The 21,405-nt window shown below is 65.3% G+C and carries 18 protein-coding genes; 4 read left to right on the top strand and 14 right to left on the bottom strand.

The window, feature by feature from the left end; genetic code table 11:
• The 13 genes from rnc to LK434_RS03095 form a co-directional block, all read right to left on the bottom strand.
• Positions 1–726 (bottom strand): ribonuclease III, encoded by a 726-nt coding sequence (gene rnc, locus LK434_RS03155; protein ID WP_006721267.1) that lies wholly within the window; start codon positions 724–726, stop codon positions 1–3.
• Between the two features lie 5 nt (positions 727–731).
• Complete coding sequence (locus LK434_RS03150) at positions 732–980, bottom strand: acyl carrier protein (RefSeq protein ID WP_006721268.1); 249 nt, start codon at positions 978–980, stop codon at positions 732–734.
• A 217-nt stretch (positions 981–1,197) separates the two neighbouring features.
• Positions 1,198–2,214 carry a phosphate acyltransferase PlsX gene (plsX, locus tag LK434_RS03145; protein WP_006721269.1) on the bottom strand — a complete coding sequence of 339 codons (1,017 nt, stop codon included), beginning with the start codon at positions 2,212–2,214 and terminating at the stop codon, positions 1,198–1,200.
• A 75-nt stretch (positions 2,215–2,289) separates the two neighbouring features.
• Positions 2,290–2,469, bottom strand: coding sequence for a 50S ribosomal protein L32 (rpmF, locus tag LK434_RS03140; RefSeq protein WP_039910269.1), 180 nt, complete (start codon positions 2,467–2,469; stop codon positions 2,290–2,292).
• A 103-nt stretch (positions 2,470–2,572) separates the two neighbouring features.
• Positions 2,573–3,124 carry a YceD family protein gene (locus tag LK434_RS03135; protein WP_006721271.1) on the bottom strand — a complete coding sequence of 184 codons (552 nt, stop codon included), beginning with the start codon at positions 3,122–3,124 and terminating at the stop codon, positions 2,573–2,575.
• 1 nt (position 3,125) lies between these two features.
• Positions 3,126–3,626, bottom strand: coding sequence for an ATP synthase subunit B family protein (locus tag LK434_RS03130; protein ID WP_006721272.1), 501 nt, complete (start codon positions 3,624–3,626; stop codon positions 3,126–3,128).
• 77 nt (positions 3,627–3,703) lie between these two features.
• Positions 3,704–4,201, bottom strand: coding sequence for a pantetheine-phosphate adenylyltransferase (gene coaD / locus LK434_RS03125; protein WP_006721273.1), 498 nt, complete (start codon positions 4,199–4,201; stop codon positions 3,704–3,706).
• Positions 4,198–4,782, bottom strand: coding sequence for a 16S rRNA (guanine(966)-N(2))-methyltransferase RsmD (gene rsmD / locus LK434_RS03120; RefSeq protein WP_227917831.1), 585 nt, complete (start codon positions 4,780–4,782; stop codon positions 4,198–4,200). Before rsmD ends, coaD begins: the two co-directional genes overlap by 4 nt.
• Complete coding sequence (locus tag LK434_RS03115; protein ID WP_227917830.1) at positions 4,779–6,962, bottom strand: ATP-dependent DNA helicase RecG; 2,184 nt, start codon at positions 6,960–6,962, stop codon at positions 4,779–4,781. Before LK434_RS03115 ends, rsmD begins: the two co-directional genes overlap by 4 nt.
• A 12-nt stretch (positions 6,963–6,974) precedes the next feature.
• Positions 6,975–8,639, bottom strand: coding sequence for a DAK2 domain-containing protein (locus LK434_RS03110; protein WP_040361242.1), 1,665 nt, complete (start codon positions 8,637–8,639; stop codon positions 6,975–6,977).
• A gap of 54 nt (positions 8,640–8,693) precedes the next feature.
• A complete protein-coding gene (locus LK434_RS03105; RefSeq protein WP_040361244.1) occupies positions 8,694–9,047 on the bottom strand; it encodes an Asp23/Gls24 family envelope stress response protein in 354 nt (117 codons plus the stop codon).
• Between the two features lie 144 nt (positions 9,048–9,191).
• Positions 9,192–10,997 carry an ABC transporter ATP-binding protein gene (locus LK434_RS03100; protein ID WP_006721278.1) on the bottom strand — a complete coding sequence of 602 codons (1,806 nt, stop codon included), beginning with the start codon at positions 10,995–10,997 and terminating at the stop codon, positions 9,192–9,194.
• 13 nt (positions 10,998–11,010) lie between these two features.
• Positions 11,011–13,359: an ABC transporter ATP-binding protein gene (locus LK434_RS03095; RefSeq protein ID WP_006721279.1), complete on the bottom strand. Its 2,349-nt coding sequence runs from the start codon at positions 13,357–13,359 to the stop codon at positions 11,011–11,013.
• A gap of 382 nt (positions 13,360–13,741) precedes the next feature.
• Here LK434_RS03095 and rpmB point away from each other — a divergent pair, with 382 nt between their 5' ends.
• The 3 genes from rpmB (at position 13,742) to LK434_RS03080 (ending at position 18,094) form a co-directional block, all read left to right on the top strand.
• The gene (rpmB, locus tag LK434_RS03090; RefSeq protein WP_006721280.1) at positions 13,742–13,930 is read left to right on the top strand and encodes a 50S ribosomal protein L28; all 189 of its coding nucleotides are present in this window, start codon (positions 13,742–13,744) and stop codon (positions 13,928–13,930) included.
• 639 nt (positions 13,931–14,569) lie between these two features.
• Positions 14,570–17,218, top strand: coding sequence for a bifunctional acetaldehyde-CoA/alcohol dehydrogenase (adhE, locus tag LK434_RS03085; protein ID WP_006721283.1), 2,649 nt, complete (start codon positions 14,570–14,572; stop codon positions 17,216–17,218).
• 108 nt (positions 17,219–17,326) lie between these two features.
• Positions 17,327–18,094, top strand: a complete 768-nt coding sequence (locus tag LK434_RS03080; protein ID WP_040361250.1) for a phosphotransferase family protein — start codon at positions 17,327–17,329, stop codon at positions 18,092–18,094.
• A 78-nt stretch (positions 18,095–18,172) separates the two neighbouring features.
• On the opposite strand, the gene LK434_RS03075 is transcribed toward LK434_RS03080, so the two are convergent.
• Entirely contained in the window at positions 18,173–18,874 is a 702-nt protein-coding gene (locus tag LK434_RS03075) for a thiamine diphosphokinase (protein WP_006721285.1), read from the bottom strand.
• 414 nt (positions 18,875–19,288) lie between these two features.
• On the opposite strand from LK434_RS03075, the gene glgB reads away from it, so the two are divergent.
• Complete coding sequence (gene glgB / locus LK434_RS03070; RefSeq protein ID WP_006721287.1) at positions 19,289–21,340, top strand: 1,4-alpha-glucan branching protein GlgB; 2,052 nt, start codon at positions 19,289–19,291, stop codon at positions 21,338–21,340.
• The last annotated feature ends 65 nt before the right edge of the window (positions 21,341–21,405 follow it).

Here is a 21,405-nt window from a genome sequence, read left to right as displayed (position 1 = left end):
CTATCCGAGCTTCTTCTTCAAGATGACGCCGTTCGTGGTGTACCCCATGCGATCGAGCGCATCGAGCGCCGCCGCCGCCTCGGCCTCCTTCTTGGACGAACCGGTGCCGCGACCGCGACGGACCCCGCCAACCAGGGCAACCGCGGTGAAGGTGGGCTCGTGGGCCGGGCCCTCCTCCCCCACGACCTTATAGGAGGGCGCCTCCATATGGTCGGACTGGACGCACTCCTGCAAGAAGCTCTTGGGGTTGGACGGATGCTCCGCGCGCTCGGTCGCCAGATGCGGCTTGAGCGTGCGCATGATGAACGCCTCGGCAGCCTCCCAACCCCCATCGAGGTACAGCGCGCCCACGAGCGCCTCATAGACGTTCTCGAGGGCGGAGTGCATGCCGCGGGCCCCGGTGCCCTGCTCGGAGGCGCCGAGGATGATCACCTGGTCGATCCCGAGCTCGCGGCCCACGTCGGAGAGCGTGGCGCCCGAGACGAGCGAGACCTTGAGGCGGGTGAGCTTTCCCTCGTCAAAATCGCCATACGTCTTGAACAGGGAGAGCGCGACGACCGACCCCAGGATCGAGTCGCCCAAAAACTCCAGGCGCTCGTAGGAGGCGGAAACGGGCTCGCCCTCGACGGCGGAGGGGTGCGTGATGGCGCTGCGGAGCAGCGAGGTGTCGTTGAATGCGCGCCCGCAGATCTCCTGCGCGCGCTCGAGCTTCTCGCGGATGGACAAGGTCGCTATGCCTCCAAGGTCTGCTCGATGGCGTCGATGGCCTCGGCCACGGAATTGATGGCCATGAGCTTGTCGTCGTCGATCTCGATATCGAACTCATCCTCCATGGCGGTCACGAGCTGGAGGCGGTCGAGGGAGTTGGCGTCGAGGTCGTCAAAGGTGGTCGCCTCGGAAAGACCGTCGGGCTCCACGCCGAGCACATCCGCGGCGATGTCGCAGACCTTGTCGAAAATCTCCGTGCGATCGAGCGTCATGGGGATACTCCCTTCAACAGGGCCGTCGCACGCGCGCCGGCCATTCACACATGTTGGTCATTCTACCCCAAGCGCGCGATGCCTACGCGGGCGACCGCCACCGCGCGTGCGCGCTCAGCCAACGCCCACGCGGCGTCGGCGCGTCGTGAACGCGTGCGCACAGGCTGGAAAGCCCCGATGGACGTCGGGCGCCCCGCAGGCGATGGCAACGCCCGCGCTACGCGTCGAGCCCCATGGCGTCGGCCACGCGATCGACGAGCCCCTCGCGCACGCACTGCGCGCAGGCCAAGGTGCCGTTCTTCACGGCCTCGACGCTCGTTGCCCCATGGCCGATCATCACCACGCCGCGCAAGCCCAGCAGCACCGCGCCGCCCTTGGCGTCGCCGGACAGCTTGCGCTTGAGCTGGCGGAGCATCGGCTTCATGAGCACCGCGGAGACCTTGCCCGCAAGCGATGAGGTCAGCCCGCGCTTGAGCTCCTCCATCATGAGCTTGGCCGCGCCCTCGATGGATTTGAGGGCGATGTTGCCGGCGAAACCGTCGCACACCACGACGTCGAAGTTCCCGCTCGTGAGGTCCGTGCCCTCGCAGTTGCCGGCAAAACCCGGGACGAGCTGGCTCATGAGCGGAAAGCACGCATGGGTGAACGCGCTGCCCTTATGCTCCTCGGTGCCGTTTGACAGCAGGCCGACGCGCGGATGGTCGATGCCCAGGACGCACGACGCGTACGCCGCGCCCATCTGCGCGAAACGCACCACATCCAGGGGCTCGACGTCGGGGTTGGCGCCCATGTCGCACAGCACGGTCAGCCCTCCCGCGCGATTGGGCAGCGCATTGGTCAGGCAGGGACGGATCGCCGTGCGCCTGTCTTCGAGGGCGGCCTTGAACGGGGTCACGTAGGCGGTGCCGGCCGCGGTGACGGCGCCGGTCGACCCCGCGGAGAAAAACCCGCCGGCCTGCCCCTTCTTGACCGCACGGCAACCGAGGACGATCGAGGACTTGCGCCGCGTCATGACCGCCGTGATGGGGTCGTCCTCCATGGTGATGATCTCGGGGGCAACCAGCGCCTCGGCGCGCTCGTGCGTCGCGCAGAACTCGGCGATGACCTCCTCGGGACCCGCGACGAGGACCTCGAGGTCCGCATCGGCCTCGAGTGCGGCCTCGATGCCCGCAAGCACGACCTCCGCCGGCTCGTCGCCGCCAACCGCGTCGACGCACACGCGCACCTTATCCATGTAAACCCCCTCGATAGAGAAATGGCCGACTCACCGAGCCGGCCATACTGAACTCAACGTAACCGCCAGTCGAGTCTACTCGACGACGATGACCTCGCGGTCCTTGTAGAAACCGCAGTTGCCGCACACGTGGTGCGGGAGCTTCACGGCACCGCAGCGAGGGCAGGTGGACTGGGAAGCAGCGTTGATCTTCATGTTCGTCGAACGACGAGAGTGCGTCTTGGCGCGACCCTTTTTTTGCTTAGGTACTGGCATGTTGACCTTCCTTACAACTCATAACTGGCGGCGATTACGCGCAAGCAACGATAGTAGCAGAAATCACCCGCATACACAAAACATTAAAAAACGGACAGGGGAATCAGTCGAGCTTAAGGCCCTTGAGCGCCGCAAAGGGGTTCTCGTCGGAGTCGACCCACGCCTGCTCGGCCGCCTCGGCGCACCCGCAATCGCCCTCGTTGAGGTTTGCCCCGCACGTAGGGCACAGGCCCTTGCAGTCGGGCTGACACAACACCACGAACGGCGTGTCCATCACGACGGCATCCGAGATCGCGTCGCCCAAGTCGATCACGCGATCGGGGCCGATGAGCTCGAACCCGTCCTCGTAGCTCTCGGGGTCCTCGGGCTCCTCGAACAGGTAGTACTCCTCGATCTCGCCGGCGACCTCGAAGGCCGCGGGCTCAAGGCAGCGGTCGCACTCCCCCGTCACGCTCGCGCGCACGATGCCGGTGACCAGGATGCCGTCGCCCGCGTTCGTGAACACCACGTCGTAGGATGCGCCCTCGGGCAGCGTGAGCTCCTTCTCGCCCACCGCGTATCCATCGACGTCGATGTGACCGCTCAGCTGATACGACTCGCCGGGATTCTCGAGCTTGTCGGACAAGTCGACCGCGACCGAACCAAGGCAGCTCATCTTACCAGCCCTGATTCTGGTTCTGGGCGGCGCTGTCGTTGAGCTGCTGGCGGCAGCGGGCCACCGTGCCGGTGAGCGACTTGAGGTTCTCCTCGAGATGCGTGAAGACCTGCTCGGCGTAATCCTCGGCGGCGTACCGGGTCTCGCGCTCGTACTGATTGGCGCGGTCGCGGATATCGTCGGCCTGCTGCTGGGCGAGGCGGACGATCTCCTGCTCGGACGCGATGGTGAGCGCCTGCTGCTGCGCGTCGGCGATGATGGAGTCCGCCTGGGCGGCGGCGCTGGCGAGAAGCTCCTCGCGCTCCTTGAGGATGCGGCGGGACTTCTGCCATTCCTCGGGATAGCTCATGCGAATCTCGTCGAGGATGTTGAAGAAGACGTCGGTCTCGATGATCTTCTGCTGCGCGCTCTTGCCAAACGGAGGGCGCGCCTCCTCGATGATGCCCTCGAGCTCATCGACAAGGCTCTCGATGCGCTCACCCGGGAGGTTATCGACCGGCATGAGGGTCTCCTTTCTGCTGTTTCACTCTAACGGATTATGGTACCACAACGTATCTTTGAGCGATTGCGGCAGGTAGCCTACGCAAAACGTCCCTTGAGCGCACGGTCGACGCACGCGGGAACGAAGCCGCTCACGTCCCCGCCGAACGAGGCGATCTGACGCACGACCGAGCTGGAGAGGTACCCGTATTCGGGGGAGCTCATGACAAAAATCGACTCGAGCCCGGAGTCGAGACGGTAGTTGAGGTCCGCCTGCTGCAGCTCGTACTCAAAGTCGGTCATCGCGCGCAGCCCCTTGACGACGGCGCCGGCGCCCACCTGGGCGGCGAAATCGACCAGAAGGCCCGTGAACGGCCTGACGTCGACCCCCTCGAGTCCGGCGAGCGCCTCCCTCGCGAGGTCGACGCGCTCGTCGAGGGTGAACGTGGTGCCCACGCCGTTTTTCCCCAGGCTCTCGGCAACGGCCACCGTGACCTTGGGGCAGATCCTCAGCGCGCGCCGCACCACGTCGATGTGGCCGTACGTGATGGGGTCGAACGTTCCCGGCACCAACACGTGGCGAATGTCGTCAATCATACGTTCCTCACTGTGTATCTCAGCACGTCGATGCACGTCTGCCCATACCGTTTTTCCTTGAGGCTCTCAAACCCCTCGAGAACGAGGGCGGGCGTGGCGGCGGTGCGCTCGAACAGGATGATGGAGCCGGGTGCGAGCAGCCGGCGCTCCATCAGGCTCGCGGCGAGCTCGATCGCGGGGCGCGTCCCCCAGGCGTAGGGCGGGTCGATGAGGACCGCGTCGAACGGCCCTCCCGGCACGCGGCCCCGCCGGGCGGCGAGCAGCACGTCCGCACACGCCACGGCAAAGCGCTCGGGCGCGCAGCCCACCTTGGACAGGTTGCGCTTCACGAGGGCGGACGCGCCGCGGTCGGCGTCGAAAAAGGTCGCATGCCCCGCGCCGCGCGACAGCATCTCCAGGCCGAGCGCCCCCGACCCGGCGAACGCGTCGAGCACGCGCGCGCCCTCGATGCCCTCGGCAAGGGCGCTCTCCAGCATCGACGCGATCGCCTCACGGACCCGATCAGTCGTCGGCCTGCTCACCTCGCGACCGTGAGGGGACTCGATCGGGCGACCGCGCCATTCGCCTCCAACGATTCTCATCCTCCGCTAACCTCCTTGAACACATCGCCGTAGCGGGACACGACCTCATGCCGCAACGGCAGGGTCGCCACGGCGCCCAGATCATGTGAGTACCGCAAAAGCTCATCGGCGTCCTCATGCGCGTGCTCGATCACATCGACGTCCGCGTCGAGGTCGACGAACCGCAGCGATACGCCGCCGTGCTGCCTCAACCCGAGGATCTCCCCCTCGTGGCGCAACCTCAAATCCATCTCGGCGAGCTCGAAGCCGTCATCGGTCTTTGCGAGGGCCTCGAGGCGCTCGAGGGCGGGCGTGCGCTTGCCCCGCCTCGAGCGCACCTCGGTGATCACAAAGCACGTCCCCGGCAGCGACCCGCGCCCGACACGCCCGCGCAGCTGGTGAAGCGTGGCGAGCCCGAAGCGCTCCCCGTTCTCGATGAGCATGACGGTCGCGTTGGGGACGTCGACGCCCACCTCGACCACGGTGGTCGCCACGAGCACATCGATGCGGCCGGCGCGGAATTCGTCGATGACCTCGTCTTTGGCCCGGGCCGACATCTTGCCGTGCAGCATCTCGACGCGCGCCGGGGAAAAGACGCGGCGGAGCTCCTCGACCTCCGTTTGGACGTCGTGCAGCGTGACGGCCTGATGGGCCCGCCCGTTCTCGTCCACATCGAGGCCGGGAACGTCCTCCAGGGACTCGGCGCCCTCCTGCGGCGACACCATGGGGCATATCACATATGCCTGCCGGCCCTGCGCCAGCGCCTCGCGAACGGCCCCGTACGCGATGTCGCGGTTGGGCCCCTCGAGCACGCGCGTGGTCACGCCCGCGCCCGCGATGGGGCGATGGCGGATGACGCTCGTGTCCAGATCGCCGTACACGGACAGCGCGAGCGTCCGCGGGATGGGCGTGGCCGTCATGACCAAAAGGTCGGCCCCCGGGCCCTTTGAGCGCAAGGCGTTGCGCTGCCCAACGCCAAATCGATGCTGCTCGTCGATCACCACGAGGCTCAGATGCTCGAACGCGACGTCGTCGCCCAGCACCGCGTGCGTGCCGAACAGCACGCTGATCTCCCCGCTCGCCAGGCGCTCGAGCAGCATGGCGCGCTCCGCATGGGGGGTGGCGCCCGTCAGCAGGGCCCACGAGACGCCGGCGGCCTCCAGCAGGGGCCCGGACTTGACCGCGTACTGCTGCGCGAGGACGCCGGTGGGCGCCATCACGCACGCCTGCATGCCCGAATCGGCCACGGCCGCCAACGCAAAGCATGCGACCGCGGTCTTTCCCGTGCCCACGTCTCCGAGGAGCAGGCGATTCATCACGCGGTCGCCGCGCGCCATGTCCCCCAAGATCTCGCGGACGGCGGCCTCCTGCTCCGCCGAGAGCGCGAAGGGAAGCGCCGCGCGCAAGGCCTCGACGCGCGCGCCCGGCGCGTGCCGCACGGGCGTGACGCCCAGCAGGTTGACGTCGTTGCGCAGGCGAAGCGCGAGCTGCAGGTACAGCAGCTCGTCATAGGCGAGCCGCTTGCGAGCGAATGCGACCTCCGGCATGAGGCGGGGGAACTGCACGGCGCGGACGGCGCGAGAGAGGCTCATGAGCTTGCGGCGCGACCGCAGCGGCGCGGGGACGGGGTCGCAGAAGGACCCCGCCCCCTCGAGCGCGACCGAGACGAGGCGGCGCATCCACGCCTGGGACACGCCATCGCGCACCGGGTGGACGGGCAGGATCGTGCCCGACGCGCCGTCGCCCTCGAGCCGCTCGTAATGGGGGGCGGCCATCTGCTTGAACCCGTACGCGAATTCGACCTTGCCGATCACGGCGAGCCGCTCGCCGACGGCGAGTTCGCGGGCGATCCACGGCTGCTTGAAGAACGCGATCTTGAGCACGCCCGTCGCATCGACCAGGAACACCTCGGTGACGGTCATGCCCCGCTTCGACGTGGGGCGATTGGACACCCTGTCGATGGTGCCCACGATCGTGCACACCTCGCCGAGCGGCGCGGACTCGACGCTATAGGCGCGGGAGAAGTCGAGGTAGCGCGCGGGAACGTGAAGGAGAAGGTCCCCCACACGCTCGATCCCGAGCCTGCGGAGGGCCTCCTCCCTCGTTCCGGAAACGTATTTGAGGCGCGAGACGTCCTCCGCAAGGGAGCACGTGCGCGCGAGGCGGCCCGCTGCGCGCGGAGCGATGCAGGCGTCCGTCATCCCGGATAGCGCCTACTCGATCGAGAAGATGACCGGATAGAGGGGCTGCTCGCCGCGGTGCGCGTCGATCTCGAGATCGGGCTGCGCCTCCTCGATGGCGTCGATGATCTCCTGGAACGCGTCGTCATCGAGCTCCTCGCCCGCCAAGATGGTGAGGGCGTCGCCCTCCTCCTCGTCCATCATGCGGTTGATGCAGTCGAGCGTGACCTGCTTGACGTCGGAGCCGACGATGTCGATGGAATCGCAGATGATGCCCATGACGTCGCCGTCGTGGATGGGCGTGCCGTCGGAGGCCTGGCTGTCGCGGACGGCGCGGGTGACCTCGCCATCGCGGACCTCGGCCTTGGCCTCGGTCATGGCCTCGACCACGTCCTCGACGGGGCTGTCGGGCATGACGGCGAACAGCGCGGAGAAAGCCTGCGGCACGGTCTTGGTGGGAACGACGAAGACGCGCTTGTCCTCGCAGGCGCTCGCGGCGGCCTCGGCGGCCATGCGGATGTTGCCGTTGTTGGGCAGGATGATGACGGAGTCGGCGTTCACGCGGGCGACCGCCTCCAGCAGGTCGGCGGTGGAGGGGTTCATGGTCTGCCCGCCGGAGACGACCACGTCGACGCCGAGGGACTTAAGGATCTCCGCCTCGCCGGAGCCGGCGGCCACGGCGACGAAGCCGAGGGCCTTGGCGGGCTCGACGGCCGCGTCCTGGTCGGCATGGATCTTGGCGGTGCGCTCGGCGACCTCGAGGTCCATGTTGTGGATAAAGACCTCGTACACCTGGCCGAACTGCAGCATATGCTCGAGCACGAGGTTCGGCGTGTTGGAGTGCACGTGCACCTTGTAGTCGGGATAGGCGCCCACCAGCAGCTCGCAATCGCCCATGGAGCCGAGGAACTTGAGGACCTCGTCCTCATCGAAGGGCCTCTCGGCCTTGAAGAGGAACTCGTTGCAGTAGCGGAACTCCGAGCCCTCCCAGTCGTCGTTCGCCTCGATCTTGACGCGGTCGAGGGCGCCGGCCTTGGCGGAGGTGGCGTCCGCGTCGAACGTCGCGGAGAAGTCCTCGATCTTGGAGGTGCGGCCCAGCGCGGCCGCCACGAAGTTCTCGAGGAAGATGGCGAACCCGAAGGCCCCGGAGTCGACCACGCCGTTCTCCTTGAGGACGGGCAGGAGGTCGGGCGTGCGGGCGACGGACTGATACGCCTCGACCACGAGGGCGTCGAGGGTCTCCTCGACCGTGAGGCGCTTCTTCTCGCACTCGTCGGCCTTGGTGGAGACATCGCGCAGAACCGTCAGGATGGTGCCCTCGATGGGCTTGCGGACCGCCTGGAAGGCGACCTTGACGGCGCGACGGAACGCGGCGGCGACGTCGGAGGCGTCGACGGGCTCGCCCGCATCGCGCAGGCCCTCGGCCACGCCGCGCAGGATCTGGCTCGTGATGACGCCGGAGTTGCCGCGCGCACCCATGAGCGAGCCGTGGGTGATGGCCCCGGCGATCGCGTCCATGTCGGCGTCCACCGGCAGCGCGGCGAGTTCCTTCACCACGGACTGAAGGGTGAGGGACATGTTGGTGCCCGTGTCTCCGTCCGGCACGGGAAAAACGTTGAGCTTGTTGATCTCCTCGGCCTTATCGGCCACGGCCGACACCGCGATGGGGAAGCAGGTGCGAATGGTCTTTGCAATCATCAGTACTGGCACTTTCATCTCGAGCATGCAGGGCTATGCGAACGGCGGGCTCCGTTAGAGGCGGGACTTCATCCCGTCGATGTGAATGGCGATCTTGAGCTGCGCCGGGTCGATCTGGGCGATCTCGGACAGCGTGAAGGACACGGAGCTCGCGAGGTTCTCGCTCACGGAGCGCATGTTCACGCCCGCCTCGATGACCACGTGCAGGTCGACGGTGAGGCCGTCCTCCCCGGCCGTGACGAGCACGCCCTTGCGCAGCCGCTGACCGGGGAGCAGGCGCACGCTCTCGGCGCCCTGCAGCTGCTCGGCCATGCCCACCACGCCATAGCATGACATGGCGGCGTATCCGGCGATATCGGCGATGACGTCGTTCGAGACGTTGAGGGTCCCGGCGATCGGTTCAGTCATGGGATTCTCCTTCCGCACGCACTCCAGGAGAGGTGGTCTGAGCATTCATGTCGTCTATTCTACAACGCCCGGGCGAGGCGGGTCGCCAAAACCAGACGGTCCACATGAGCGCGCGGTCGCACGGCCGCGCTCCCTGAGCGCGCGTCAGTCCCGGCCGCCGTCCTCGAACTGGCTGTTGTAGAGCTCGGCGTAGAACCCGCCTTTCGCGAGCAGCTCGTCGTGTGTGCCGGACTCCACGATGTCGCCATCGCGGAGCACCAAGATCTTGTCGGCGGAGCGGATCGTGGAGAGCCGGTGCGCGATCACAAAGCTCGTGCGCCCATGCATGAGGATGTCCATGGCCTGCTGGATGCGCTGCTCGGTGCGCGTGTCCACGTTGGAGGTCGCCTCGTCCAGGATGAGGATGGGGCGGTCGGCGAGCAGGGCGCGCGCGATGGTGAGCAGCTGCTTTTGCCCCTGGCTCACGTTGGACGCGTCCTCGTTCAGCTCGAAGTCGTAGCCTCCGGGAAGGGTGCGGATGAAGTGGTCGGCGAGCGCCGCGCGGGCGGCAGCCTCGACCATCGCGTCATCGGCGTCGATGTTGCCGTAGCGGATGTTCTCGCGCACGCTGCCCTTGAACAGCCACGTGTCCTGCAGCACCATGGCGAAGTTCGCGCGCAGGTCCTCGCGGGCGTACTCGCGCACGTCCACGCCGTTGACGCGCACCGAGCCACCGTTCACGTCATAGAACCTCATGAGGAGCTTCATGAGCGTCGTCTTGCCCGCCCCGGTGGGGCCCACGATGGCGACGGTCTGGCCCGCCTCGACGTCGCAGGTGAAGTCGTTGATCACGATCTTGTCGGGCACGTAGCCGAACCGCACGTGTTCAAAGCTCACCGCGCCGTCCGCGCGTGCGAGCCCGGGCGTGACCGCGTCGTCGGCCTCCTCGGGCTCGGCGAGGAACTCGAAGATGCGCTCCGCGGCGGCGGCGAGCATCTGGAGCATGTTGGACACCTGAGAGAGCTGCGTGATGGGCTGCGTGAAGTTGCGCACGTACTGCATGAACGCCTGCACGTCGCCGATGGTGATGGAGCCGCCCACGGCGAGGAACGCGCCCACCACCACGACCGCGACGTAGCCCAAGTTGCCCACGAACCCCATGATGGGCTGCATGATGCCCGAGAGGAACTGCGCGAGCCACCCGGACTCGTAGAGCTTCTCGTTCACCTCGTCGAAATCGGCGACCGCGCGCTCGCCGCGGTTGAACGCCTGGATGATGTTCTGCCCGGCGAAGCTCTCCTCGATGATGCCGTTGGCCTGCCCCAGGAAGGCCTGCTGGCGGCGGAAGTGGCGCTGCGAGGCGCGCACCACCAAGATCACGCCCAGCAGCGAGAGCGGCACGGTGAGGAACGTGACCCCCGCGAGCGCCACGGAGAGGGAGAGCATCTGGATGCTGACGCCCACGAGCTGGGCGATCGACGTCACGAGCTGCGTCACGCTCTGGTTGAGCGACTGCCCGAGCGTGTCGACGTCGTTGGTGACGCGGCTCATCACGTCGCCCGTGCTCACGCGCTCGAAGTACGACAGCGGCATGCGGTCGATCTTCTCGATGATCTCGCGGCGCATGCGGTAGCACACGCGCTGGGTGATACCCGTCATGAGCCAGCCCTGCACCAGGTTCAGGGCGGCCGACGTGAGGTAGATGCACAGGGCCGTGGCGAGGATTCGGCCCACAGCATCGAAATCGACGCCGCCGGTGCCGCCAACCTTGGCCGCGATGCCCTCGAACAGCGTCGTGGTGGCCTCGCCCAGCACGCGCGGGCCCGTCACGTTGAACGCGACCGAGCCCACGGCGCACGCCAGTGAGATCAGCACGATGGGCCAATCGTGCGCGAGGTAGCGCACGAGCCCGAGCAGGGCGCCCTTGAGGTCCTTGGCCTTTTCGGTCGCCGGTCCGCGACCGTGTCCCATAGGTCCCGGCACGTTAGCGCACCTCCCCTTCATCGAGTCCGAGCTCGGCGGAGCTGAGCTGGCTCATCGCGATTTCCCGATACGCGTCGCAGGTGCGCAGGAGCTCATCGTGCGTGCCCTGCCCCACCACGCGGCCGTCGTCCAGCACGATGATTTGGTCGGCATGCATGATGGTCGCCACGCGCTGCGCCACGATCACGACGGCGCTGCCGCGCGCCTCGCGCGCCAGGGCGGCGCGGAGCTCGGAGTCGGTCTTGTAGTCGAGCGCCGAGAAGCTGTCGTCGAACACCAGGATCTTGGGGTCGATCGCCAGGGCGCGCGCGATCGCCAGGCGCTGGCGCTGCCCACCCGAGACGTTCGTGCCGCCCTGCGAGATCGGGCTTTCGTAGCCCTCGGGCTTCTCCTCGATGAAATCAGCCGCCTGCGCGATGCGCGCGGCGCGCTCGATGCGCTCGTCCGGCAGGTCCGGATCGCCATAGGCGATGTTGCTCGCGATGTCGCCGGAGAACAGCATGCCCTTTTGCGGCACATAGCCGATGAGGGAGCGGAGCTCCTTGAGGTCCATGCGCCTCACGTCGACGCCATCGACCGTGACGCTGCCCTCAGTCGCATCGTAAAGGCGCGGGATGAGCTGCACGAGCGTCGACTTGCCCACGCCGGTCGACCCGATGACGCCGAGCGTCTGACCGGGTCGGACGGTGAACGAGACGTGCTCGATCGTGGGCTCCTCGGCACCGGGATAGGCGAACGACACGTCGTCGAAGGAGAGCACGCCCGTCCAGGGGAGCTCCTCGCCATCCGCGGTCATGTGACGCTGGGCGCCCGTCATGCTCGACGCCGGGTCGGCCACGCTCGACGTGGTGGCCAGCACCGCCTGGACGCGCTCCGAGGCTATGTCGGCGCGCGGCAGCATGACCGCGACCATGGTGATGATCATGAAGCTCATGATCACCTGCATCGTGTAATTCATGTACGCCATGAGGTCGCCCACCTGCATCGTGCCGGCGTCGACGCCGTGCCCGCCAAACCACACGATGGCGATGGATATCACGTTCATGATCATCATCATGACGGGCATCATGAAGCTCATGGCGCGGTTGGTGAAGATATACGTTCCGGTGAGTGCGCGGTTCGCCTCGTCGTAGCGCTCCTCCTCGCTGGCGGAGCGACCGAACGCGCGGATGGGCATGATGCCCGTGATGATCTCGCGCGCCACGAGGTTATTGCGGTCGACGAGGTCCTGCATGCGGCGGAACTTGGGCATGGTGAGTGACATGAGCAGGCCGATGACCACCGAGATGACCACGAGTCCGACCACGATGATCCACTGCAGCCCCGTGGAGCCGAAGCCGACCACCTTGGCGACCGCGCCCACGCCCATGCAGGGGGCGAAGAGCACCATGCGCATGCACATCACGAGCACCATCTGGATCTGCTGGATGTCGTTCGTCGCGCGGGTGATGAGGGAGGCCTCGGAAAACGCGCCCATCTCCGCCGGGGAGAACGACAGGACGCGCTCATACACATCGTGGCGCAGGTCACGCGCGACCTTGGCCGCCGTGCGCGACGCATTGTAGGCGGCGGCGATGGCGCAAAGCGCAGCGACCAGCGCGTAACCGAGCATGATGGCGCCCTCGCGAATGAGGTAGTCGGTCTGGACGGCGCCCAGGTCGATGCCGGCGTTCCCATAGGCGCGCTTGACGAACTCGATGGCCTGCGAGGTGACGATCGTCTCCCCGGAGTCGCCCAGCGCGTCCATCAGGGAGCCGCGCGCCGCGACCAGCTCGTCGGCGGACATCACGCCGGCCTGCACGAGCGTGCGGATATCCTCCATGTCGATGGTCTCTCCCATCACGGACGGCAGCCGCCCCGCAGCGGCTTGCGCGCCGGGCGCGCCGGACGACGGATCGTCCAAGCCGAATGGAGCGCCTCCCTCCGCCAGCGGGCGCGCCCCGAGCGCCGTGGCGGCGTCCGTGCCCATCGATTCGAGCAGCTGGTCGGACGGAACACCCTTGTCGAGCTGGAAGACGAGCATCTCGGCCTGACCGAGAAAGCCCTCGAGCGCGCGACGGTCGTCCTCAGAGCCGATAAACGAGCGCACGCCCGCGCCGTCGGCGGCGCCATATGCGCTCGAGACCTGCGAGACCTCATCGGGCGTCAAGAACAGCTCGAGGTCGGACAGGTCGTCGACGGTGATCTCATCGGGCACCACGCTCTCGATGCCGCCGCGGCTGATGCCGGTGTCGACGATGCCGCTCATGATCGACGGCAGCGTGAGCTCGCTGTACGCCTGGATCATGAGGAGCACGAGCGCGAGCAGCAGGTTCGCCTTGTGATGCCTCAAAAAGCTAAATGTCTTCATCTAACCCCCTCGCCCCATTTTTCGAACGTATTTTTTCCAGACCGACCCCATCAAAACAAATGGCTCCCATCTCCATAAAAGCTCGCACTTTAGGTACCTCATGATATTTCCGTCAAAGCGGCGACCCACCGCGATCGCAGGGCGGCGCAGGCGTGGCCAAGCAGCCTCGCCCTGAGAACAGGCGCCACGCCGTCATATTCCCTGCATTTCATTTCATCCACTCATATATATACTAGGTACCGTCGCGCACCGCATCCCACGCCTCGGTGCGAGTTTTGCCGCGCAATGTGAAGATTTCCCACATGAAGCGGCGTCTATGGTATAGTTCATTGCTGTTTGTTCACGCGACCTCGAATCCGGTCGCCTAAGAAGGGTCACTGACATGTCCAAAGTTTGCGAAATCTGCGGTAAGCACCCCGTTGCTGGTCGCTCCATCAGCCACTCCCACCGCGTCTCCAACCGTAAGTTCCGTCCGAACATCCAGCGCGTGTACGTCGTCGTGAACGGTGTGCGCCGCAAGATGAACGTGTGCACCAGCTGCCTCAAGGCCCAGAAGGTGGCTCGCTCCTAAGCACTCCCCTCTTTGGACAAACGTTTGCTTGCACGCATCAAACGCCCCGGGACTTCCGGGGCGTTTCTTGTATGCGACGTCGTTTTCTTGTATGCGTTCGTCGTTTTCTTGTATGCGGACGTCGATTTCAAACCATCGATTTGGCACGTTTTCAACGCATTTTTGTGCGTAAACGCACCTTTGAAATATACCAGGGCCTTTCAAACGTGCGTTTTCGCACATCCAGTCGGGAAGACGGCTCGATGGGAGATGCGACGCGATCAAGAACGTGAAGACGATCGTGCGCGCAGGGCGATCGCGGCTGAGACGCGTTCATTGGTCGAGCAGGCTGCATAGACGCGGCGCTCGATCAGGCAGGGCACGTAATCCGCACCGCGATGCGTACCGAAGCGGAGGGTCCAGAAGCGTCCTCCGTAACGTGCGCACATGCAAGTATGAATGCATGAGTCGCATATTTGAAACGTTCCACTCATCACAATTTTGACACGCTCTCACCATATTTCGAGAAGGAATACGCAATTGAAGCGCTCCATTCTACCGTTCGCGGCTCTTAGCCTACCATTCACGGCAGTGAAGCGTTTCATTGCGCTACAGTACGAAACGTTGGGTAAACCCGCTTCTCGTAAAGGAGAGAGCAGTATGGCGAAGAAACCTACCGTTGCCGCCGCCCCCGAAGTCGTAGATTCGATCGAATCCCTTGAGGCCAAGCTCGAGCTTATGCGCGAGGCCCAGGGGATTTTTGCTACCTACTCCCAGGAGCAGGTAGACAAGATCTTCTACGAGGCCGCGATGGCAGCCAACAAGGCCCGCATCCCGCTGGCCAAGATGGCAGTCGAGGAGACTGGCCGCGGTGTCCTCGAGGACAAGGTCATTAAGAACCACTACGCCGCCGAGTACATCTACAACGCGTACAAGAACACCAAGACGTGCGGTGTCATCGAGCGCGACGATGCTTACGGCATCACTAAGATCGCCGAGCCCATCGGCATCGTGGGCGCGGTCATCCCGACCACCAACCCCACCTCCACCGCGATCTTCAAGTGCCTTATCTGCCTGAAGACCCGCAACGCCATCATCATCTCCCCGCACCCGGCGGCCGCCAAGTGCACCATTGCCGCAGCCAAGCTCGTCTTGGAGGCCGCAGTCAAGGCTGGCGCGCCCGAGGGTATCATCGGCTGGGTCGACGTCCCCTCCATCGACCTTACCAATAAGGTCATGGCAGACGTCGACATCATCCTGGCTACCGGCGGCCCTGGTATGGTCAAGGCCGCGTACTCCTCCGGCAAGCCCGCCCTCGGCGTCGGCGCCGGCAACACCCCTGTCATCATCGACGACACTGCCGACATCAAGCTCGCCGTCAACTCCATCATTCACTCCAAGACCTTCGACAACGGCATGATCTGTGCTTCCGAGCAGTCCGTGACCGTTCTTGAGTCCATCTACAAGGAGGTCAAGGACGAGTTTGCCCGTCGCGGCTGCTACTTCGTCAAGAAGGGCGCCGAGATGGAGGCCCTGCGTGGCGCCATGTTCAAGAACGGCGCGCTCGACCACCGCATCCCCGGCATGCCCGCCGCCAAGATCGCCGAGCTCGCCGGCATCGAGGTTCCCGCCAAGACCAAGATTCTGATCGCCGAGGTCACCTCCACCGACCCCGAGAAGGAGGAGTTCTCCCACGAGAAGCTCTCCCCCGTCCTCGCCATGTACAAGGCCAAGTCCTTCCAGGAGGCCGTCGACAAGGCCGAGCACCTCGTGCTTGCCGGTGGTCCCGGCCACACAGCCTCCCTCTACGTGCACCCTGCGCAGGCCGAGAAGATCGCCCTGTTCGAGGACACCATGAAGGCCTGCCGCATCGTCATCAACACCCCGTCCTCCCAGGGTGGCATCGGTGACCTGTACAACTTCGGCATGAAGCCGTCCCTCACGCTGGGCTGCGGCTCCTGGGGTGGCAACTCCGTCTCCGAGAATGTTGGGGTGAAGCACTTGCTGAACGTCAAGACCGTGGCAGAGCGCCGCGAGAACATGCTGTGGTTCCGTGCTCCCGAGAAGGTATACTTCAAGAAGGGCTCCACGCCGGTCGCGCTCGACGAGCTCGGCACCGTGATGGGCAAGAAGCGCGCCTTCATCGTCACCGACCAGTTCCTCTTCAAGAACGGCAACACCCGCGCCATCGAGGCCAAGCTCGACGAGATGGGCATCGCCCACGACTGCTTCTACGACGTCGAGCCCGACCCGTCCCTGCAGTGCGCGCGCCGTGGTGCCGCCCAGATGGCCCTCTTCGAGCCGGACGTCATCATCGCCGTCGGCGGCGGCTCCGCCATGGACGCCGGCAAGATCATGTGGATGATGTACGAGCACCCCGAGTGCAACTTCGAAGACATGGCCATGGACTTCATGGATATCCGCAAGCGCGTCTTCACCTTCCCCAAGATGGGTGAGAAGGCATACTTCGTTGCCATCCCGACCTCCTCGGGTACCGGCTCCGAGTGCACCCCGTTCGCCATCATCACCGACAAGGACACCGGCATCAAGTGGCCGCTCGCCGACTACGCGCTGCTGCCGAACATGGCCATCGTCGACGTCGACAACGCGATGACCGCCCCCAAGGGCCTCACCGCCGCCTCCGGCATCGACGTCATGACCCACGCCATCGAGTCCTACGTCTCCATCATGGCCTCCGACTACACCAAGGGCCTGTCCATGAAGGCCGCCAAGCTGGTCTTCGAGAACCTCCCCAGCTCGTATGAGAACGGCGCCAAGGACCCGCACGCCCGCGAGGAGATGCACAACGCCTCCTGCATGGCCGGCATGGCCTTCGCCAACGCCTTCCTGGGCCTCAACCACTCCATGGCCCACAAGCTCGGCGCCTTCCACCACCTGCCCCATGGCATCGCCAACGCCGTCATCCTGACCCGCGTCATGCGCTACAACGCCGCCGAGGCTCCCGTCAAGATGGGCACCTTCTCCCAGTATCCTTACCCCAACGCGCTGCACAACTACGCCGAGATGGCCAAGTACTGCGGCATCGAGGGCAAGGACGACAAGGAGGTCTTCGAGAACTTCATCACGAAGCTTGAGGAGCTCAAGGACTTCATCGGTGTCAAGAAGACCATCGCAGACTACGGCGTGGACGAGGCCTACTTCCTCGAGACCCTCGATGAGATGACCGAGCAGGCCTTCAACGACCAGTGCACCGGCGCCAACCCGCGCTACCCGCTCATGAGCGAGATCAAGGAGCTCTACCTCGACGCGTTCTACGGCCGCGAGCCCCAGGACTACGCCGTTCTGTAAGCTTCGCCATTTCCCGTCCGATTCGTGCCGCTCGCCCATTTGCGCGGCGGCGGCGCGACCGGACGCCCTACGATGGTGCAAGACCCATTGAGAAAGGACGGTAGCACCATGCTTCTTCCCGATTCCAAGACCGTGCTGGTTGAGCACTCCAACAAGAAGGTCTATGACCTCGGCGACAAGATCGCCAAGGTGTTCAACGCCAACAAGCCCGCTTCCGACGTCTTCAACGAGGCCCTGAACCTCGCCCGCGTGGCCGAGTCCGGCATCCGCACGCCCAAGCCGCTCGAGGTTTCCGCCGTCGAGGGCGAGGGCTGGGCGCTCCTCACCGAGAAGGTCCCCGGTGTCACCCTGGCCGATAGGATGTCCGCCGAGCCCTCCAAGTTCTACGAGCACCTGGAGCAGTTCGTGGACCTTCAGGTCGAGATCCACGGTAACCGCTCCCCGCTGCTCAACCGTCAGCGCGACAAGTACGCCCGCATGATCAACGAGCTTCCCCACATCAACGCCACCACGCGCTACAACCTGCTTGAGCGCCTCGACGGCATGAAGAAGGAGTTCCAGATCTGCCACGGCGACTTCAACCCGTCCAACGTGATCGTGGCCGAGGACGGCCAGCTCTACGTCTGCGACTGGGCGCACGCCACGCAGGGCTCCCCTGCCGCCGACGCCGCCATGACCTACCTGCTGTTCGCGCTCAACGACAAGCAGCAGGCCGACGCGTACCTCGAGCTCTACTGCGATCGCGCCGACGTGCCCATGCAGGTCGTGCGCCAGTGGATGTCCATCGTCGCCGCCGCCGAGCTCTCCCGTAAGCGCACCGACGTCAACGACGAGTTCCTCATGAGCTGGATCGACGTCGTGGACTACATGGGCTAATCGCCCCGGCACCACCTCGACGGCATCGCAGCCGTCACCAAAGAGGGCCTTCCCAACGGAAGGCCCTCTTTTTGCATGTTATTCCGCCGAATGCAGGCAAAAGGCCATGACGGAGCCCTCGTGGCATGCGATGACGGCGTCATCGCGCAAGACATTTGAGATCCCCAGGTCCTCGAGAAGGCGCACGCGGCGATGATCGAGCGGCCAGGCCATCCCGCGCTCCGACAACGACGCCTCGGGGCTCAGGCAGACAAAGGAGAAGGTGGAACCCGCCAACCCGGTCAAATCCCATGCATCGCCGGAGCGCAACAGCCGCCCGGAAAACGACGGCTCCTCCCAGGCGATGCGCCCCCGCCACGACAGCAGGCACCCGAGCGCCGCCAGTTCGTGATCGGTCCTGCCCCCGGAAAGAGACGTGCAGAGCAGCGGCACATCCCCCCAGCGCTCGCGCACGGCGCGCAGGGCGAGCGCCAAATCGGTGAAGTCCTTGCGCGGGTCATAGCGCTCGACGTCTCGTATGAACCCAGAATCGCCCGTGAGCGCGCGGTCGACCAGCGATTGCCCCCGCGCGCCCACCGAGTCGGCGTCGCCGCAGAAGAGGTCGCAGGTCACCCCGGCGTCGATCAAGGCGTCCAGGCCACGATCGACCGCCACGACGCGCGGGCAGCCCCGCGCGAGCAGCGCGAGCGCGGCGGCGTCGAGTACCACGGGGGAACCTCCCACGACGAGCGTGTACGGGGCGTCATCGCCCTCGACCTGCGGCGCAAAGCGCACTCCCATGACCAACTCCTTACGGCCCAAAGACGGGCGTCTAACCGTATGGGACCATTATGTGACCCAGCATGCAAAAGCGGTTATCGCGGCTATGTCAAGGATGATTGTACTTGTTTCATCCAAGGAAAGAATCATACCGGCGGCGGTATTCTTGTCCGTTCTGTGATGAACAAGTGATACGGTATTTGCCGTCAGCGGTTCCACATACGCCCCAGCGTGTGGAACGAACGCAGCAGCCACTGCGTCCCCACTTATCGATTTGCGTATGCCGAGAGCCCGAGACGTTTTCGTTGGTCCATGGCAGAACGCCATACAAACGATGGAGAGGTTCAGATGGCTGCATCATCGAAGCCCGCGAAAACCAAAAAGAACGCCCCCGGCGCGGCGTCGCCCGCCGCGAAGCCCGCGCCCGCCAGCCTGATGCTCACGCACGACGACATCCATCTGTTCTCCCACGGCATGTGGCAGCGCGCCTGGGAAAAGATGGGCGCGCACCCGGACGTCCAGGACGGCGCGGACGGATGGCTCTTCCGCGTGTGGGCCCCGGATGTCCAAAGCGTCCACGTGGCGGGCGATTTCAACGCATGGGACCCCAAGGCGACGCCGCTCGCCAAAGCGGCCGAAAGCGACATCTGGGAAGGCTTCGTCCCGGGCCTTGCGGCGGGATCCCTCTATAAATATGTCATCGAGACTTATGCGGGCGAGCTGCTCTGGAAGGCGGACCCGTTCGGCTTCTTTGCCGAGACGTGCCCGGGAACCGCCTCCAAACTCTGGGACATCGCCGGCTATGCGTGGAAAGACGCCACCTGGCTCAAAAAGCGCGCCGAGCGCGACATCATGAAAAGCCCCCTGAACATCTACGAGGTGCATCTGGGCAGCTGGAAGCGCCATGGCGACGAGCCGCAGGGGGAGCCGCGCGAGGACGGCACCTGGCCGGGCCCCGGCGACCCGTTCCCCGCGCAACGCGGCACCTATTACACCTATGACGACCTATCCGACGAGCTCGTGGCCTATGTCAAGAAGATGGGCTACACACACATCGAGGTCATGCCGCTCATGGAGCACCCCTTCGACGGCTCCTGGGGCTATCAGGCGACCGGCTACTTTGCCGCCACCTCCCGCTACGGGACCCCGCAGCAGCTCATGCATTTCGTCGACAGCTGCCACAAGGCGGGCATAGGCGTCATCCTCGACTGGGTGCCCGGCGGCTTTTGCGCCAACGCCGAGGGCCTCGCCACCTTCAACGGCCACATGCTCTTCGAGCGCGAGATCCATCCCAACTGGGGAACCCACAAGTTCGACTTCGCGCGTCCCGAAGTCCGCAGCTTCCTGGTGTCCAACGTCTTGTTCTGGATCGAGCTGTTCCACGTGGACGGCATCCGCATGGACGGCGTCTCGAGCATGCTCTACCTCAACTTCGGCGTCGACAACCCCGCCGACAAGAAGTTCAACAAGTACGGCACGGAGGAGGACCTGGACGCCTCCGCGTTCATCCGCCAGGTCAACTGCGCCGTGGGGCGCGAGTTCCCCGACGTCATGATGATCGCCGAGGAATCCACCGCATGGCCGCTCGTGACCTACCCCGCCGAGGACGGCGGCCTGGGGTTCCACCTCAAGTGGGACATGGGCTGGATGAACGACACCCTGCACTACATGCAGTGCGACTTCCCGTGGCGCCCGGGCAACCACAGACTGCTCACCTTCTCGATCATGTACGCGTTCTCGGAGAACTTCGTGCTGCCGCTCAGCCACGACGAGGTCGTGAACGGCAAGTGCTCCCTCATCGGACGCATGCCCGGTGACGACTGGCGCCGCTTCGCGGGCCTGCGCACGCTGTTCTTCTACCAGATGACGCACCCCGGCGCCAAACTCTCCTTCATGGGCGACGAGATTGGCCAGCAGATCGAGTGGCGCTACTACGAGTCCATCGAGTGGTTCCTCGCCCACGACTTCGACGCCACGCACGGCGCGCAGCAGCGCTTCATCGAGGCCCTGAACCACCTGTACACCGCGCAGCGCGCCCTGTGGCAGAACGCCTACACGGAGCAGGGATTCGAGTGGATCGACGCGGACAACGCCGAGCAGTCCATCGTGAGCTTCGTGCGCCACGGGGACAAGCCCGCCGACGACCTGCTCATCCTCATCAACTTCGACCCCGCCTCCTACGAGACCTACCGCGTGGGCGTCCCGCGCGAGGGCGATTGGGAGCTCGTGTTCACGAGCGACGACCCGTCCTTTGGAGGCTCGGGATATCCCAAGGTCGAGATGGCATCCTCCAAGCCCGAGCCGTGGAACGGACGCGAGAACTCGATCGAGATCTCCGTTCCCGGTCTTGCCGGCCTGGTGTACCGCCGTCGCCGCGCGTCCTCCTACAAGCCGCCAAAACCGCTAAAGGCTACGCCCAAAACTACAAAGAAACAAACACGTGGAACTAAAAAGCCGGCGTCATCGCGTGCGAAGACCAGCAAATAACCCGACTAGAAGCCCGCGTGAATAGCCTTCCACGCGCCGGGTCGACCGCGCAGAATGGATACCTG

The organism is Collinsella stercoris DSM 13279, assembly GCF_020735465.1.
Taxonomy (GTDB): domain Bacteria; phylum Actinomycetota; class Coriobacteriia; order Coriobacteriales; family Coriobacteriaceae; genus Collinsella; species Collinsella stercoris.
Note: the sequence above shows the minus strand (reverse complement) of the source record. Positions and strands in the feature narration are given on the sequence as shown.

Coding starts and splice junctions, on each gene's coding strand:
- LK434_RS03150 (WP_006721268.1), bottom strand. CDS start 980: ATGACGCTCGATCGCACGGAGATTTTCGACAAGGTCTGCGACATCGCC.
- plsX (WP_006721269.1), bottom strand. CDS start 2,214: ATGGATAAGGTGCGCGTGTGCGTCGACGCGGTTGGCGGCGACGAGCCG.
- rpmF (WP_039910269.1), bottom strand. CDS start 2,469: ATGCCAGTACCTAAGCAAAAAAAGGGTCGCGCCAAGACGCACTCTCGT.
- LK434_RS03135 (WP_006721271.1), bottom strand. CDS start 3,124: ATGAGCTGCCTTGGTTCGGTCGCGGTCGACTTGTCCGACAAGCTCGAG.
- LK434_RS03130 (WP_006721272.1), bottom strand. CDS start 3,626: ATGCCGGTCGATAACCTCCCGGGTGAGCGCATCGAGAGCCTTGTCGAT.
- coaD (WP_006721273.1), bottom strand. CDS start 4,201: ATGATTGACGACATTCGCCACGTGTTGGTGCCGGGAACGTTCGACCCC.
- rsmD (WP_227917831.1), bottom strand. CDS start 4,782: ATGAGAATCGTTGGAGGCGAATGGCGCGGTCGCCCGATCGAGTCCCCT.
- LK434_RS03115 (WP_227917830.1), bottom strand. CDS start 6,962: ATGACGGACGCCTGCATCGCTCCGCGCGCAGCGGGCCGCCTCGCGCGC.
- LK434_RS03110 (WP_040361242.1), bottom strand. CDS start 8,639: ATGATTGCAAAGACCATTCGCACCTGCTTCCCCATCGCGGTGTCGGCC.
- LK434_RS03105 (WP_040361244.1), bottom strand. CDS start 9,047: ATGACTGAACCGATCGCCGGGACCCTCAACGTCTCGAACGACGTCATC.
- LK434_RS03100 (WP_006721278.1), bottom strand. CDS start 10,997: ATGGGACACGGTCGCGGACCGGCGACCGAAAAGGCCAAGGACCTCAAG.
- LK434_RS03095 (WP_006721279.1), bottom strand. CDS start 13,359: ATGAAGACATTTAGCTTTTTGAGGCATCACAAGGCGAACCTGCTGCTC.
- rpmB (WP_006721280.1), top strand. CDS start 13,742: ATGTCCAAAGTTTGCGAAATCTGCGGTAAGCACCCCGTTGCTGGTCGC.
- adhE (WP_006721283.1), top strand. CDS start 14,570: ATGGCGAAGAAACCTACCGTTGCCGCCGCCCCCGAAGTCGTAGATTCG.
- LK434_RS03080 (WP_040361250.1), top strand. CDS start 17,327: ATGCTTCTTCCCGATTCCAAGACCGTGCTGGTTGAGCACTCCAACAAG.
- LK434_RS03075 (WP_006721285.1), bottom strand. CDS start 18,874: ATGGGAGTGCGCTTTGCGCCGCAGGTCGAGGGCGATGACGCCCCGTAC.
- glgB (WP_006721287.1), top strand. CDS start 19,289: ATGCTCACGCACGACGACATCCATCTGTTCTCCCACGGCATGTGGCAG.